The sequence below is a fragment of the Mucilaginibacter sp. BGA-UO-ETr-C110 genome (genome assembly GCF_059567985.1).
This window is the reverse complement of record NZ_JCAQPB010000002.1, coordinates 2064241-2080997: the sequence shown is the minus strand read 5'-3', so window position 1 is coordinate 2080997 and position 16757 is coordinate 2064241. Positions and strand designations below refer to the sequence as shown.

Here is a 16757-nt window from a genome sequence, read left to right as displayed (position 1 = left end):
TGCCTCCCATTATAAACAACCAATTATACGGCGTGCACAACGCATTTTTTCTCAACCAATTAATTAACGAAATTATTAAAATGATTATGAATCAATAATTACTATCTCCATTCTTATTTCCGGGACTTGATATCGTCTGTGGGTTTTACTGCATGACTAACAGGGTTTTTGAATATCCATCTTATACTGATTTACAAGATATACAATAACTCCTGGGATAGATATGCCTGTTTTTTTCTCCATTAAAGTACAGGTCATCAGGCACTGCAGTGATACCCGGAAGTATCAATCAACGAATTAATCAAACAAGACCAATTTTTATGAATCAATTATTTACCAACCCTAAAATTTAGCTATTTAAAAAATGAAGAAGAAATTAAAAAGAAAAGTGACCGGAAAGCGTTGCTGGATTTTCTTTACGTTGATATTTCTTTCCTTTACCTGCTATGCCCAAACCCATAGTATTACCGGAAAAATAACCAGTGCTGATAATTCCAAGCCACTACCCGGAGTAAATGTTAGAATTAAGGATTCGTCAACAGGTACGGTATCTGGAATAGATGGTAGTTACACCATCAGCGCAAAGCCCAGCGATGTATTGATCTTTAGCTTTGTAAGTTATAGCACGCAACAAATATATATTGGACAGAATACCACCATCAATGTAGCGCTTAAACCGTCAACCAGTGATTTAAATGAGGTAGTGGTTATTGGATATGGTACCAAAAAACGGGGCGACCTTACCGGTTCTGTATCTTCTGTAACCGCGGCGGATATTGTAAAAACACAACCAACAACAATTGATCAGGCTTTACAGGGACGGGTTGCAGGAGTGGTTGTACAACAGGTTTCCGGTCAGCCCGGCGGCGATGTGAATGTACAAATACGTGGACTTGGTGGTTTTACCGGTTCGCCGCCGCTTTACGTCATTGACGGGATACAGATTCCGCCTAATGCTCAATCACCCATCCCTGGTAATGGCACGAATCCCTTGTCTAGTATCAATCCTTCAGATATTGCTTCTATTGACGTATTGAAAGATGCATCCGCAACGGCTATATACGGCTCGCAGGCATCCAACGGCGTAGTTATTATCACCACCAAAAAGGGAGTTTCAGGGCCGCCCCTGGTAAGCTATGACGGATATGAAGGCTGGCAAAAACTACCCAAGTATTATGATGTGATGAATTTGCGGCAGTATGCCACATTTATGAATGAAAAGGGGAATATAATTGGCTATGATCTGAGGCCACAATTTGCGAACCCTCAGTATCTGGGTGTAGGCACTAACTGGCAAAAAGCGTTGTACCGGACTGCTCCTATGCTAAATCACAATGTTGCCGTTAGCGGCGGTGATGCCCGTACTAAATATTATATATCAGGCACTTATTTTTCACAGGAAGGTATCGCTTTAGGTTCTGATTTCAAGCGAACTTCTGTCAAAGCAAATATTGATAACAAAACAACTGATTGGTTAAGAATAGGTACCAATATTCAATTGGCCCACGTCGCTGAAAATGTGGCAACAACGAATACCGGGGTAATTCTGCAGGCCCTGAATCAGACCCCCGACGTCAATGTGGTGAATCCTGATGGCACCTGGGGCGGTAATGATCCTAATATATACGGAGCGATAGGAACAAATCCGTTTGCCATAGCTACGATTGTAAAAGACTTTAAAAGCAGGTATCAGCTATTCGGCAATGCTTACGCCGAGATTCAATTTACAAAGGATCTTAGTTTACGCAATGAGGTTTCCGGAAATTTTGATTTTGCTACGGAGGATTATTTTAACCCTACTTATACTATGGGGGCGTATACTAAAACAACAAATTCAGGAACGTCTACAAGCGCGCAAAACTTTTATAATGCAATTACCAATTACTTAACGTACAATCACACATTTAACCGCAAATATTACATTAATGTAACGGCAGGACACGAGGCTCAATTGACAAAAAGCAACAGCGTTTCGGCTACAAGAACCAATTTCGCGAGTAATAATGTACAAACCATCAGCAGTGGCGATGGAACTACTGCAACCAATACGGGTACTAAAGGGCAAGGGGCACTGGAGGCTTATTTCGGCCGGGTAAACTTCACTTATGATGATAAGTACCTGCTAACAGCCACAGTGCGCCATGATGGATCTTCAAAATTTGCGCCAGCCAACAGGTGGAATACCACGTATTCTGGCGCGCTGGCATGGAAAGTTAATCATGAAGCGCTTTTGAAAGATGTAAAAGCGATTAACGATTTAAAACTCAGGCTGGGTTATGGTTTGGTAAACAATCAGAATATCTCTGAGTATGCTTACGGTTCAACTTTAACTACGGTAGCAACCGGTTTATCAGGTAATTCGCAGTTAACGGCCACAACCGGTAACCCGGATATTAAATGGGAAACTACAAAATCTTATAACGTGGGTTTGGATGCCAGTATTTTAAACAGTAGAATAACGTTTACCGTTGATGCCTATTACCGTAAAACATCTAACTTGTTATTAAGCCTTACCGAACCTTTTTATTCGGGTACGTTTCCAAGCGGAGGATATTCGCCGGGAGCGGTTCAGGCCCCTTATGTTAATATTGGGTCCGTTAGTAATAAAGGCATTGAGTTTTCTTTGTCAACAGTCAACATCAGATCTAAAGATTTTAACTGGAGGACGAACCTGACGTTCTCACAAAACAAAAACAAAGTTTTGGCCTTAGCCGATGGTACTCCGGCCATTTATGGTAGTGTTACCAAAACTATTGTGGGCCGCTCCATCGGCGAGTTTTATGGTTACCAAGCATTGGGTATTTATAAGAACGCGGCTGATTTTACCAAATATCCTGCCTTGTCCCAAAACGGGAATGGATCAATACCTATTACACCAGGTTCCGGAGGGGTTTGGGTAGGTGATGTTATTTTTAAGGACATTAATAAGGACGGCAAAATTGACGCGAATGATCAAACCTTTTTAGGGTCACCTTTGCCCAAATTTCAATATGGAATCAATAACTCATTTTCTTATAAAAGCCTGGATCTGAATGTTTTTATGGCTGGTAATTATGGCAATAAAATTTATAACCAGTTAAAGGTTAACGGAAATAACCCCAACCAAAATTTTGGCTACTTCGCGGATGTGATTAATTACGCCAAAATTGGGCTGATAGATCCCACAGGTTCTGCATCTGATATTAACAATGTATATATCACTAATCCAGGTACCAATATTACCCGGATAAGTCAGAGCAGTGGCAATGATAATCAGCGTTTTTCTGATAGATATATTGAAAGTGGCTCTTTTCTGAAGTGCAAGAGTATTGCCTTGGGTTATAGCTTTTCGAACAGCCTTTTAAATAGAATTCACCTGAAATCGTTACGCGTTTACGTCAATGTCACCAATGTATTTACCATAACTAAGTATACAGGCTATGATCCTGAGATCGGTTCATGGAACCCTTTAGCCGCAGGTATTGATAACGGCTATTATGCGCAGCCGCGTGTTTATACAGTTGGTCTTAACGTATCGCTAAATAATTAAAATCAAGATTATGAAACTGATTAAATTAAATATATGCTTATTGTTAGTCACCCTCATGGTGATAAGCAGCTGCAAAAAGGATTTCCTGAGCCGTCCTCCGTTAACCGGATTAACTACTGATAATTTTTATAAAAGCGGCTCTGATCTGAGGCTTGCTACAGCTGCCCTGTATGCTCAACCCTGGTTTAACTGGAACAATTTTCCCTTATTGGGCATTGGCGACATTATGAGCGGTAATATGCTGCAGCCTTATAATGCTGATCTGGTTCAATTCACTACATTTTCGATCACCAGCCAAAATTCTTATATCACAACTTCATGGCAATCCTTTTATGATATTGTGGCCCATTGCAACATCAATATTAAGGCCATTAATACCAAACTTTCCGATAGTGTATCTGTCAAAAGTAAAACCGGGGCGCTTGGGGAACTCAGGTTTATACGGGCCACATCTTATTTCTATATAGCCCAGTTATGGGGGGCAGTACCTATTATTGAAGATAATGACAAACTGATAGCTAACCCTTTAGTGCCGCGCAATAAGCTGACTGATGTTTATAAGTTCATCATCAATGATCTAAGGTACGCAGCTGCCAATCTTCCTAAATCAGATCAACCTGGGCGTGTAACCACCTGGTCAGCCCAGGGCTTGCTGGCCAAAGTATATTTAACCCGGGCAGGTTTGGGACAAAGCGGATCCCGTAACCAGACCGATTTGGATAGTGCTGCATATTATGCGGGCAGTGTTTGTAATACCAGTGGATTGGCCCTTTTGCCCAGTTACTATAATCTTTTCAGAACACAATATAACGACAATCCCGAGTCGCTGTTCGCATTTCAATGGGCACCCGGCGTAGGTTATGGTGGTGGAAATGGTATACAGGCTCAATTTGCGCCCAGTAGCAGCATAATTACCGGAGGTGGCGGATGGGGAGGAGCAATCGGCCCGACTATTGATTTGGCTAACTTATACACGCCACAGGATTCCGTCCGGCGTAAGGCCACTTATATGCTCACCGGCGAACATTATCCCGAGCTGAATGCCGCAGGTGGCGGTTATACGGCTACAGGGGTAAATGTTAAAAAGCACGTTGTTGGTACTGCTGCTGATAACAATTCGCCAACCATGGACCTTTGGTCCTCTATTGAGCATAATGCGGTATTGCGATTAGGGGATGTATACCTGATATACGTAGAGGCATTATTGGGTAATAATGCTTCAACTTCGAACGGTGAGGCTTTAAAGTATTTTAATGCTATAAGAACAAGGGCGGGGGTTGATCCGGTAACCAGCATTACCACTTCAAGCCTTTGGAATGAGCGAAGAGTTGAACTGGCATTTGAAGGCCAGTATTGGTTTGATCTGGTGCGGCTTTCCTACTATAACCCTCAGGGGGCAATAGACGCACTCAATAAGCAAGTCAGGCAACAATTTACCTATGATCCCGGTACAGGTACAAAAACGCTGGTAACCAATGGTTTGATTATTACACCGGCGACCAAAGCGACATTCACCTTGCCTATACCGGCCAATGACCAGACAGCGGATCCCAAGTTATTGGAGGAACCAGTAGCTTATTATTAGCAGACATTTAGAATCATTTAATAATTCTTAAAGATAAATCATGAAAAAGCTACTTTATAAGGTCAATAACTATTTATTGCTTGTACTCATCGCGATAATATATACTACGCAGTCCGGCTGTAAAAAAGATCAAACATATGGTACAGGCGCTCCCGTTATTACCCGTATCCGTAACTACGTTGCCAGTCCCGGAGATTCACTTTTAAGCAAAGTCGGAACAGGGCAATGGGTCGTTATTTCCGGTCGCAATTTAAAAGGAGCCCTGCAAATTAATTTTGATGGGGTGGCTGGTTCCTTTAATGATGCCTGGTTTTCCGATACCAGCGCGATTGCCTTAATTCCCGAGGTTATCGCTTTTCCTATCATACCAGCAAAACAACTTAATACGATAACCTATGTAACCACGCACGGCCAAACAACGTTTTCCTTTTCAATTGTGGCCCCTGCGCCAACAATTTCCGGGGTCTCTAATGAAGATGCAAGTCCGGGCGATTCAGTTAAAATTAATGGATTTAACTTTTTCTTTGTAAAAAGTGTATCCTATGCGGGTATTGCAATTACTAATTACACGCCCTCAAGCGATGGAACCTCTATTAGCCTGGCAGTACCTGCCAGCGTTACGCAAACCGGCGGTATTGTAAATGTTACAACAAAGTCTGGTTCAGCTTCTACCGTTTATAACGTTCATGACTTCGTTGATGGCGTATTTCAAAACTGGGACTCCATAAATGGATATCCATGGGGTTCAGATACAGAAAATAGTTCTGCTGATTTTCCCGGTAATATCGGCTACTATAATGTCTTGACTGCAAGTAACCTTACTGCAAATGACTATGCCTGGTACAATGGTGGACGGGGAGTTAACATGAATGCAGCCCAATGGGTTCCGGTTGCAAATATTGACAGCAGTTTATCCAGTTATGCTGTAAAGTTTGAATTATCTGTTCCCAAATCTACTCCCTGGACTGCCGGCTCGATTTTCGTAGCGGCAAATGGGAGCTTTGATTATATAGCACGGTACAGGCCCTGGATAAACAGCGCAGGTAAAATAACACCTTTTATTACAACCGGTTGGATAACTGTGACTATTCCGTTGTCAAGCTTTTTAACCAATAACGGCACCGGCACTCCAGTTGCATCTATATCAGATTTAGTTGGTACAACTGGCAAGACTGGTATGAATGTTTGGTATATTAATGATGGTTTGACCACCGTTACAGCCTTTAAAGCAGCTATTGATAACATTCGGGTAGTAAAAATTAAATAAAAGATAATTACTGTTGATTAAGTTAATGTCTGGGCCTTGAATTTAGGTCCCGGCATTATTTAGAGTTTGAAAATTTATCAATACAGATAAATGACTTACCCTTTTAACAGGCGGACATTTTTGCTAAATACCTAGTTTATATATGAACATTACCAGCAAATATCTTTATGGCTTGATTTGCGTTACTATTCTGGTTGCATGTAAAAATAGTAGTAAAAACGGTGTGACACCTGTAAAAGATCCAGCAATTGCAAAATCTGAAGGTTTCTTCCTGGATGATTGGGTCGCTAAAACTTTTGTGGCCCCACTTTATTCAGTGGTTGCCGAACCTTCGGGTAATACGACTGTAACCATCAATATTGACTATAGTACAGTAATTACCAAAGTGCCAAAATATCTGTTTGGTAATAATGCCGCAGCCTATGTAGGGCAACTGCGTACCGCACCCGGATTAATAAACAATATAAAAAATTTATCGCCTAATGTACTCCGGTTTCCTGGGGGCAATATTTCGAGCGTTTATTTTTGGGATGACGTACTGCCAGCCGACATCCCCGCTAATTTATATGACTCGAACGGCAATACAGTTGCAGCAGAATATTGGCTTGGGAACAACGTACCAGGTAGACAGTTTTCGTTGGCTAATTATTATACATTATTGCAGCAAACAAATAGCGCTGGCATCATAACTATAAATTATGGCTATGCCCGGTACGGCACGAGTGCCCATCCGGATCAGGTAGCGGCACATCTGGCAGCAAATTGGGTACGGCACGATAACGGGCGCACCAAGTTCTGGGAAATAGGGAACGAAAGTGGCGGCCCATGGCAGGCAGGTTTTAACATAGATGTAAGCCAAAATAAAGACGGCCAGCCGATGATCATATCGGGCGCATTATATGGACAGCATTTTAAAGTATTTGCTGACTCGATGCGCAAAGCCGCTACAGAAGTGGGTTCACAAATAAAAATAGGGGCCCAGGTTATAGGAACAAACCCGGTAAACTCATGGAACTTTCCCGACAGAACATGGAACAAAGGTTTGTTTGCCTCGGCTGGCGATTACCCCGATTTTTATATCGTACACGATTACTTTACCAGACAGGATAATGAAACAGCAGCCATTATACTTAACACTGCTGCCACTGAAACAAAGACTGTTATGGATTGGATGAATACTACCACTACCAGAGGATCAGTTTCCTTGAAACCTATCGCGCTAACCGAGTGGAATATTGCTGCAATGGGTAGTCGGCAGATGGTATCGAATGTTGCAGGCTTGCACGCCGATTTGGTTTTAGGCGAATTACTTAAAAACCAGTTTGGGATGGCCTGCCGCTGGGACCTGGCAAACGGATGGGGCACAACCGGAGATGATCAGGGCATATTTAGTACGGGTGAGCCTGGTGTTCCCGACAATACTCCCCACCCCGCTTTTTACCACATGTATTACTTTCAGAAATATTTCGGTGACCGGATGGTTAGTGCTACTGTTCAAAACAGCAGCACGGTATTGGCTCAAAACGTTGGTGACATAGTAGCTTACGCTTCTACGTTTACTTCGGGCGAAGCTGGTGTGGTTATTGTAAATAAAGGCACCGCAAGCCAAATTGTAAGCGTCAATATCGCCAATTTTGTTCCGGGTACCCGATATTACTATTACACCCTGGTTGGCGGTACTGACAACGGAGAGTTTTCCGAAAAGGTTTACATCAACGGAAACGGGCCAGATATGAGCACCATAGGAGGCCCGTCGCATTACCAAACACTTACTGCCGTGTCATCGACCTTAGCTGAAGGGATAAAAGTTTCAGCACCTCCCAGATCTGTTATTTTCCTGGTGGCTGACGGCAAAAAACAAAAAGTAACTTAACTGCAATTTCAATCCAATATTTTTCAATTTAAAATTCTTCTCAAAAATTAAATACATGAAATTATCGACGCCTATTAAGTATTGTTCTATCTCTTTGCTTGCCCTGGCGGCTTGTAGCAAGAAAGACAGCCCTAAAACGATGCCTGTTAACGCTGATACCACGGTTTCGGTTATCTCCCAAAAAGACCCGGCAATAGCTAAGTCCGAAGGCTTCTTCCTCAATGACTGGGCCCCTAAAACTTTTGTGGCTCCGCTTTATTCAACGGTTGCTGCACCTTCTGGCGATGCCACTGTAACTATAAATGTTGATTATAGTACTGTAATTACAAAGTTGCCAAAATATCTTTTTGGCAATAATACCAACCCGTACACGGGGCAATTGGTTTCCGCTCCGGGTTTAATAAAAAATATAAAAAATTTATCGCCTAATATTCTCCGTGCTCCCGGGGGCAGTATTTCAGATGTGTACTTTTGGAACGGGCAGGTTCCGGCCGATATCCCTGATAGTTTATATGATACGAACGGAAACAAAGTTGCGACCAACTATTGGGTAGGCAACAATCCCGCTGACTGGACACTATCATTAGACAACTATTATGCAGCTTTACAACAAACCAACAGCACAGGTATAATAACCATTAATTATGCTTATGCGCGTTATGGTACAAGTGCCCATCCCGATCAAGTAGCGGCCCACCTTGCTGCTAATTGGGTACGATACGATAAAGGGCGTACCAAATATTGGGAGATTGGCAACGAAAGCGGCGGCCCCTGGGAGGCAAGCTATAAAATAGATTTAACAAAAAATAAGGACGGCCAGCCGCAGATCATTTCAGGAGCGTTATATGGAACTCACTTTAAAGTATTTGCCGATTCGATGCGTAAAGCGGCTACAGAGGTTGGCTCACAAATAAAAATCGGTGCCCAGTTGATAGGTACGAACCCGGTAAATGCTTGGGTCGCTTCCGACAAAACATGGAATAGCGGCTTGTTTGCCTCGGCGGGCGATTCTCCCGATTTTTATATTGTACACGATTATTTTACCGGGCAGGACAATGAAACCGCGGCTGTTATCCTTAATACGGCAATTACCGAGCCAAAGGCGATTATGGATTGGATGAATACCACCACAACGCAGGGCGGCGTTTCTTTAAAACCTATTGCGTTAACCGAATGGAATATTTTTGCGGTAGGGCAGAAACAAATGGTATCGTTTATAGCAGGGATGCATGCTACGATGGTGTTAGGCGAATTGCTTAAAAATCAATTCGGTATGGCAAGCCGTTGGGATCTTTCAAATGCATGGAACGGCGGTGATGATCAGGGCATGTTTAGTATAGGAGAACCCAGTGTAACTGATTTTACACCGCGACCTGCATTTTATTACATGTATTATTTCCAAAAATATTTTGGCGACAGGATGATTAGTTCTTCAGTACAAAACAGTGTTGATGTTGCAAGCTATGCGTCGTCGTTTACCTCGGGCGAAGCTGGTGTAGTTATTGTAAATAAAGGCACCGCCAGCCAAATCGTAAAGGTTAACATCACAAATTTTGTCCCGGGAACGCGATATTATTATTACACACTGGTTGGCGGTACCGATAATGGAGAATTTTCGCAAAAGGTTTATGTAAATGGAAATGGCCCGGATATTAGCACAGTTGGCGGCCCTTCGGGTTATCAAACGCTTACGGCTGTATCATCAACACTTAGTGGAGGGATAAAAGTTTCGGCACCGCCCCGTTCTGTTATATTTTTAGTGGCTGATGGAAAATAATAATAAGGCAAAAATTAGGATATGAATATAAAAATAAAATTATTTAATATAATGATATTATTCATTGTAAATCAGTCTTATGCACAAGATACACAAGGCTTTTTTCTTTATAATGGTCAAACCAAAATAGCTGATATTCCTAAGGATTATATCAAATACAATCAGCCAACGGCTGCCGCAAGCATAGTGATCAGCGTTGATGTGGGCAAAGAGAGGGGTAAGGTATCAAAGTATATTTATGGGAACAATACGAATCCTTATATGACCAACATTATTGGTCAGCCTGCTCTTTTGAATGGTATCAAAACGCTGAAACCGCAGGTATTACGGTACCCGGGAGGCAACCTGAGCAACGTGTTTTTCTGGAATGCCGCTCCCGGTGAGAAACCGTCCGATGTACCCGATACTATTCTATACGGAGATAACCGGGAGAAAAAACGAGAGCAGTTTTGGTATGGCAGGGATGAAAAGGTAAACACCTTGTCGCTGAATAATTATTATGCCACTTTAACGCAGACCAATAGCACTGGTATCATTTGCGTGAATTACGGTTATGCCCGTTATAGTACAGACCCCAACCCGGTTCAGAAGGCGGCCCATTTAGCTGCGGAATGGGTGCGACATGATCAGGGGAGAACCCAATTCTGGGAGGTGGGGAATGAAAATTATGGCACCTGGCAGGCCGGTTTCCAGATTGATACTACTAAAAATAAAGATCACCAGCCCCGGTATATCACGGGGCAATTATATGGGGCACACTTTAAGGTGTTTGTTGATTCCATGAAAGCCGCTGCTAAGCAGATAGGCGCAACCATATATATCGGCGCTGTTATTATCGAAACCCCGAAGGAAAAATCATGGGAGGGGGAGATAGAGAAAAACTGGAATATGGGCTTTTTTAAAATGGCCCGTAATGCCGCTGACTTCTTTATTGTACACAGCTATTACACACCTTATAACCAAAATTCATCTGCCCCGGTGATACTAAATACGGCAACGACCGAAACCACTAAAATAATGGCTTACATGCATCAGTTGGCCATTGATTGCCATGTGGATCTAAAACCGGTTGCCTTAACGGAATGGAATATTTTCGCGTCGGGGTCCAAGCAGGCCTGTTCCTATATCAATGGTATACATGCAGCGATCGTGCTTGGGGAACTGGCTAAGAATAATTATGGAATGGCCAGCAGGTGGGATCTGGCGAACGGCTATAGTGAGGGCAATGATCATGGTATGTTTAGTAAGGGCGATGAGCCTGGCATACCGCTATGGAATCCCCGGCCAGCGTATTATTATATGTATTATTTCCAAAAGTTTTTTGGTGACTATGTGATAGATGCCCGCGTTACCGGGAGCAAGGACGTTTTAGTCTATGCTTCAAAATTTAGTTCCGGGCAGGTGGGGTTGGTTGTAGTAAATAAAGGGATAGATAGCCAGGTCATCAATATAAAGTTAGAGGGCTACAGGTCCGGCAAACAGTTCTACTTATATACGCTTACCGGTGGGGATGATAACGGCGAATTTTCCCAAAAAGTCTTTGTAAACAGCAAAGGGGGAAGATATGCCGCCGGTGGACCTCCTGATATTGAATCCATAAAACCATTTTCGGCAGCAATCAAAAGTGGCATAAGCATTCATTCACCGGCATATGCTGTTCAATACATCTTAATCGACAATGAAAAATAAGCCAGCAATAAAAAGAGTTTTGTGTGTCCTGTTGCTCTTAACATTAAAAACAATGATGTATGGGCAATCTTAATGGCAAAGAAATAGCGCACCAGATTGAGGAGCATAAGGAAAAGTATGAATTTAAACTGAAAGCCGGGTTGCTGCACCCAGGAAAAAATATCATAGCCATAGTAGCTACGCCATTGCGTAAAGCGAATATCTGGGTCGGTGTTAATACCGATCCGGGTTTGATCGAGTTAGTTTATCCTCCATCCCCCCATAAACGAAAACTATTTAATGGGTATGCCCAGGTTATTGTTCAGTCAACCGGGCAGCCCGGGAAGATAATTTTAAAAGCAGCGTCGCCCGGGTTAAAAGAACAAACGTTTGAAATTACAGCTGCGGATAACGGATGCCATATAAGTCACATGTAAAATTAAATCAACATTTATGAAATATATAATAAACTGTCTTATTGCACTTTTTCTGTTCAACGGAGTTTCGGCACAAAACAAAGGTAACGCATCCCTTAATGCAAAGATCAATGGCATCATCAGGAAAATGACGCTGGAAGAGAAAATTGAGATGCTGCATGGCAATGCCTTATTTTCCTCCGGAGGGGTAAAGCGTTTAGGGATTCCGGAACTGACATGTGATGATGGCCCATTGGGGGTTCGCGAAGAAATAAAACGCTTTGATTGGAATTCGGCCAACTGGACAACGGATTCTGCCACATTTTTACCCAGTGGCTCGGCTATAGCGGCTACCTGGAACCCGGCAATGGCTCATAAATATGGTGTGGTCATTGGCGAAGAGGCTAATGCCCGGAAAAAAAATGTCATGCTTGCACCTGCGTTTAATATTTGCAGAATGCCGCTATGTGGCCGTACTTATGAGTATTATTCCGAAGATCCGTATTTAAATGGCCAGTTGGCTGTCCAGGCGGTAAAGGGGATCCAAAGCCAGAACGTGGCGGCATGTATCAAGCATTTTGCTGCAAATAATCAGGAAGTTAACCGGGATAATGTAAACGCGGTAATCGACGAAAGGGCTCTGCGGGAAATTTATTTGCCGGCATTTAAGGCAGCTGTGGAGCAGGGCAACGCCTATACCGTCATGTCGGCTTATAATAAGGTAAACGGTTACTGGTGTTCCGAAAATGATTTCTTACTTAACAAGGTATTAAAAAAAGAGTGGGGTTTTAAAGGAGTAGTTATATCAGACTGGGCTGGTGTTCATCATACCGTTGCCGCGGCAAATCATGGGCTTGACATTGAAATGGGATCTGCCGGTCCATATGATCAATGGTATTTTGCCAAACCGCTGCTTGCTGCGGTTAAAGCGGGTAAAGTTTCGGAGGGGACGATTAATGATAAAGTGAGGCGGATTTTATGGCTGATGTACCATACCTCCCTGAGTACAAATCACCCCAAAGGATCTATCGGTACAACTGCACATAACCAAGCTGCGTATGACATCGCGTCGGAGTCTATTGTTCTGTTAAAAAATGACGCTCATGTACTGCCCTTGCAAACCAACAAAATTAAAAGTATTGCCGTAATCGGGGATAATGCCATGCGCACTTTTGCTTCCGGAGGTTTTGGGGCAGGGGTGAAGGCTAAACAGGAGCTTACCGCATTGGAAGGCATCAAATCACGATTCGGTAAAACTGCTGACATTAAATTCGTGCAAGGCTATAAGGCGAACTTTCTGGCCAGCAGGACTGATGCCCAGAACGCCGGTTACGATAAACCCGATCAGGCTTTAATCAATGAGGCGGTGGCCCTTGCGAAAACAAGCGATGTCGCTATTTTGTGTATTGGCTCAAACCGGGAATATGAAAGCGAAGGCCATGATCGTAAAACCCTGGAACTGCCATTCGGAGAACAAACGTTGATAGATGCTGTGACTGCTGCTAATGCCAAAACGATCCTTGTACTCATGGCCGGAGCCCCATACGACTTAAATAAAATAAAAAAGTCAAACCATACCATCGTTTGGTCATGGTTTAATGGATCAGAAGCCGGGGCTGCACTGGCTGACGTATTAAAAGGCATCATTAACCCCTCGGGTAAATTACCTTTTACCTTCCCGGTTTCCCTGCATAACTCGCCGGCATTTGCGCTGGATACCTATCCGGGTGCAGATACGACTGCCCATTACAAGGAAGGGATATTGGTAGGTTACCGCTGGTATGATACCAAAAAGATCGACCCGCTTTATAGTTTTGGGTATGGATTATCATACACCGACTTTGCTTATGCCAATCTCGTTACCGGTAAAAAGAATTATAAACCGGGTGAAACGATAACCTTATCAGTTAAAATAAAAAATACGGGCCATCTTCCGGGAAAGGAAGTTGCCCAATTCTACATCAGCAAAATAAACTCCAAAGTGTCAAGACCTGAAAAAGAGCTCAAGGCATTTAAAAAGATCATGATTAAGCCAACAAATACGGCGGTGGTTTCATTGAATATCAACGTAAATGCCCTTGCTTATTTTGATGATCAATTACATAAATGGGTGGTAGAACCTGGTGAATATAAGATCCTGGTCGCCTCCTCATCCAAAGATATCAAGCAGACGGCGACTATTCACATTATTGAATAAGTCAAATCAAAATCAGGTTAAATGACTTTGTTTAAGCTGATTTTGTAGCCAAAAATCAATTCTGTCATCCCTTACCTATATAAAACATTTATGAAAAAAACACCCTCCTGCATCAACAATTCTGCTATGCACCAACCATCAGCCGCCTGGCTGCTTTAATATAATTTCATCAACCAATTAACCATTAAAAACAAACTAATTATGAAAAAAATCACATTATTATTAACTGCAGTTTTCTTCTGCATGCTCATTTTTGCCTGTAAAAAATCGGCAAACATGATCCAGTCAAATGAAAACAACGCATCAACAAAACTAAGCACAATGGCTGCCCCGGCTGGATCGGCTGTGGCAAAGTACGGACAACTCTCCGTATCGGGCCGGTATCTGAAAAGCCAAGGCAACGCGACCATTAGCTTGCGCGGACTCAGTGAGGGCTGGAGCGGCTGGTGGCCGCAATTTTGGAACGCCAATATAGTAAACTGGCTTACCGATGATTTTAAGATAGATGTGGTCAGGGCATCCATGAGTGTGGATGTGACCCCAGGATACCTTAATGATCCTACCCAGCTAACACTGCTCACAACAGTTGTGAACGCAGCCATTGCCAAGGGCACTTACGTTATCATTGACTGGCATGCCTCACCCTTGTTGCAAAGCCAGGCTGTAACATTCTTCACATCGATGGCGCAGCAGTTTGGCAGTAATCCACATGTATTGTACGAAATCATTAATGAGCCCGACAACACCGTAACATGGCCGCAGGTAAAATCTTACGCGCAGGCTGTTATTGCTGCCATACGGCAATATGATCCCGACAATATTATTATTGTAGGATGCCCCAGCTGGGATCAGGATATACGTGATGTCGCCGATTCACCAATAACCGGCTATTCAAACATCATGTACTCGGTACATTATTACGCGGCCAGCCACGGCCAATGGCTAAGGGACGATTGCTCCTATGCCATCGGCAAGAATATCCCGATATTCGTAACAGAAAGCAGCGGCACCGAGGCATCGGGTAGCGGCTCTATCAATTATACGGAATGGGAGGCCTGGTTAAGCTTTTTGGAAAGCAACAGGATAAGCTGGGTCAACTGGTCGGTAACCGACAAAGCAGGGGAACTGTGTTCCATGTTATTACCCGGTGCGTCGACAAGTGGCGGCTGGACCACATCGCAGTTAAGCGAAACTGGTAACTATATACGTAATAAATTAATTGGATATGCCGGCTCCAGCACTAGCGGTAGTATTGTTTCCGGTAAAACATATCGCATCACACCGGTTCACAGCGGCAAATCGCTTGATATTACCGCTGCTTCCACTGCGGATGGTGCCCTTGTACAACAATGGACATACTCCGGCGGAACTAATCAACAATTCATCATTACTGATGTGGGTAGCGGATATTACCGTATTTCACCGGTTAGTGCTTCGAGCAAGGGATTTGATGTTAGTGGTGCTTCTACCGCTGACAACGCGTCCATTATTCAATGGGTATACGGCGGCGGCACCAATCAAAAATGGCAGATCGTGGCTAACGGAAGTAACTATAATATCAAATCGGCACTCAGCGGCAAATGCCTTGATGTTCAGGGTGCGTCGACTGCCGATGGTACACCTGTTGTACAGTACGGCTGTAGTTTAACTTCTGCTAACCAACAATTTACGCTAACTCAGCTTAATTAACTATTGTTAATATAAACGGCCGCAAAGGCCATAACTGTTGATGAAATCAAAGCTCTTGCTCGCCACCGGGCAAGAGCTTTTTTTGATAGGACATTTTAAAGAGACTGGAGGTATTTCCTCTTGTTTGTGCTAATGGCGGCCATACCTGGAATGTGTACAAAGGGCCGGGAAGCAACAATAGTCGTGTGTTTTCCTTCGTACGGACAAGCACTACCAGTTCGGGTACTATTGATATCAAAGCTATTTTATTTTGGATACAAAGTAAAGGATGGTATAGTAACCTCTTTCTTCAGTATATACAGTTCGGATGGGAAATAACAAATACAGACGGCTTCGGGAAAGACTTTGGCTGTGCAAGCTTTAGTATTTCAGCTCAATATACTATACCTAAACGCAGTCTTCTAAAAGCTTCTGGATTGATTTCTGGAGGTTTTTGCATTGAAGTTTATTTAATCTTTCGAATTAGTTAGTAAATAAACAATTATATGGATCTGCAGATCGTTGAACAGGATAAAATAGAACCAATACACTTATCGTATGCGCAATTGTTTATTCGGCCGTTGCCTTCGGCCTGGGCTATCCATAGAATCCCTAACGGTATCGACTTATGGCTCTAAGAATATTTTTTACCTACCTTATTTAACCGAGTCAGATAAAAAGATATAGAGGGAAATATATGGAGGTTTATGTTTCCTTATGCAATTGTAAGGTATGAGATTTACATTAATGTACGTTTTGATCAGTCTATTTATTAGG

Annotated in this window: 10 protein-coding genes; all 10 read left to right on the top strand. The window is 42.9% G+C overall.

Annotation, left to right across the window (positions count from 1 at the left end; all coding sequences use genetic code 11):
• The first annotated feature begins 364 nt into the window (after positions 1-364).
• The gene (locus tag AC57BQ_RS09720) at positions 365-3529 is read left to right on the top strand and encodes a SusC/RagA family TonB-linked outer membrane protein (RefSeq protein WP_496406081.1); all 3165 of its coding nucleotides are present in this window, start codon (positions 365-367) and stop codon (positions 3527-3529) included.
• 10 nt (positions 3530-3539) lie between these two features.
• Positions 3540-5114, top strand: a complete 1575-nt coding sequence (locus AC57BQ_RS09715) for a RagB/SusD family nutrient uptake outer membrane protein (RefSeq protein ID WP_496406080.1) — start codon at positions 3540-3542, stop codon at positions 5112-5114.
• A gap of 40 nt (positions 5115-5154) precedes the next feature.
• Positions 5155-6381, top strand: coding sequence for a glycan-binding surface protein (locus tag AC57BQ_RS09710; protein ID WP_496406079.1), 1227 nt, complete (start codon positions 5155-5157; stop codon positions 6379-6381).
• Between the two features lie 142 nt (positions 6382-6523).
• The gene (locus tag AC57BQ_RS09705; protein ID WP_496406078.1) at positions 6524-8254 is read left to right on the top strand and encodes an alpha-L-arabinofuranosidase family protein; all 1731 of its coding nucleotides are present in this window, start codon (positions 6524-6526) and stop codon (positions 8252-8254) included.
• 55 nt (positions 8255-8309) lie between these two features.
• Complete coding sequence (locus AC57BQ_RS09700; protein WP_496406077.1) at positions 8310-10031, top strand: alpha-L-arabinofuranosidase; 1722 nt, start codon at positions 8310-8312, stop codon at positions 10029-10031.
• Between the two features lie 51 nt (positions 10032-10082).
• Positions 10083-11720: an alpha-L-arabinofuranosidase family protein gene (locus AC57BQ_RS09695; RefSeq protein WP_496406076.1), complete on the top strand. Its 1638-nt coding sequence runs from the start codon at positions 10083-10085 to the stop codon at positions 11718-11720.
• A gap of 59 nt (positions 11721-11779) precedes the next feature.
• Positions 11780-12136 (top strand): hypothetical protein, encoded by a 357-nt coding sequence (locus AC57BQ_RS09690; protein WP_496406075.1) that lies wholly within the window; start codon positions 11780-11782, stop codon positions 12134-12136.
• Positions 12137-12152: 16 nt separating this feature from the next.
• Positions 12153-14312, top strand: a complete 2160-nt coding sequence (locus AC57BQ_RS09685; protein WP_496406074.1) for a glycoside hydrolase family 3 C-terminal domain-containing protein — start codon at positions 12153-12155, stop codon at positions 14310-14312.
• A gap of 201 nt (positions 14313-14513) precedes the next feature.
• Positions 14514-16001 carry a cellulase family glycosylhydrolase gene (locus AC57BQ_RS09680; RefSeq protein WP_496406073.1) on the top strand — a complete coding sequence of 496 codons (1488 nt, stop codon included), beginning with the start codon at positions 14514-14516 and terminating at the stop codon, positions 15999-16001.
• 92 nt (positions 16002-16093) lie between these two features.
• Positions 16094-16471 (top strand): GH12 family glycosyl hydrolase domain-containing protein, encoded by a 378-nt coding sequence (locus AC57BQ_RS09675; RefSeq protein WP_496409468.1) that lies wholly within the window; start codon positions 16094-16096, stop codon positions 16469-16471.
• Positions 16472-16757: the final 286 nt, after the last annotated feature.

Coding starts and splice junctions, on each gene's coding strand:
- AC57BQ_RS09720 (WP_496406081.1), top strand. CDS start 365: ATGAAGAAGAAATTAAAAAGAAAAGTGACCGGAAAGCGTTGCTGGATT.
- AC57BQ_RS09715 (WP_496406080.1), top strand. CDS start 3,540: ATGAAACTGATTAAATTAAATATATGCTTATTGTTAGTCACCCTCATG.
- AC57BQ_RS09710 (WP_496406079.1), top strand. CDS start 5,155: ATGAAAAAGCTACTTTATAAGGTCAATAACTATTTATTGCTTGTACTC.
- AC57BQ_RS09705 (WP_496406078.1), top strand. CDS start 6,524: ATGAACATTACCAGCAAATATCTTTATGGCTTGATTTGCGTTACTATT.
- AC57BQ_RS09700 (WP_496406077.1), top strand. CDS start 8,310: ATGAAATTATCGACGCCTATTAAGTATTGTTCTATCTCTTTGCTTGCC.
- AC57BQ_RS09695 (WP_496406076.1), top strand. CDS start 10,083: ATGATATTATTCATTGTAAATCAGTCTTATGCACAAGATACACAAGGC.
- AC57BQ_RS09690 (WP_496406075.1), top strand. CDS start 11,780: ATGGGCAATCTTAATGGCAAAGAAATAGCGCACCAGATTGAGGAGCAT.
- AC57BQ_RS09685 (WP_496406074.1), top strand. CDS start 12,153: ATGAAATATATAATAAACTGTCTTATTGCACTTTTTCTGTTCAACGGA.
- AC57BQ_RS09680 (WP_496406073.1), top strand. CDS start 14,514: ATGAAAAAAATCACATTATTATTAACTGCAGTTTTCTTCTGCATGCTC.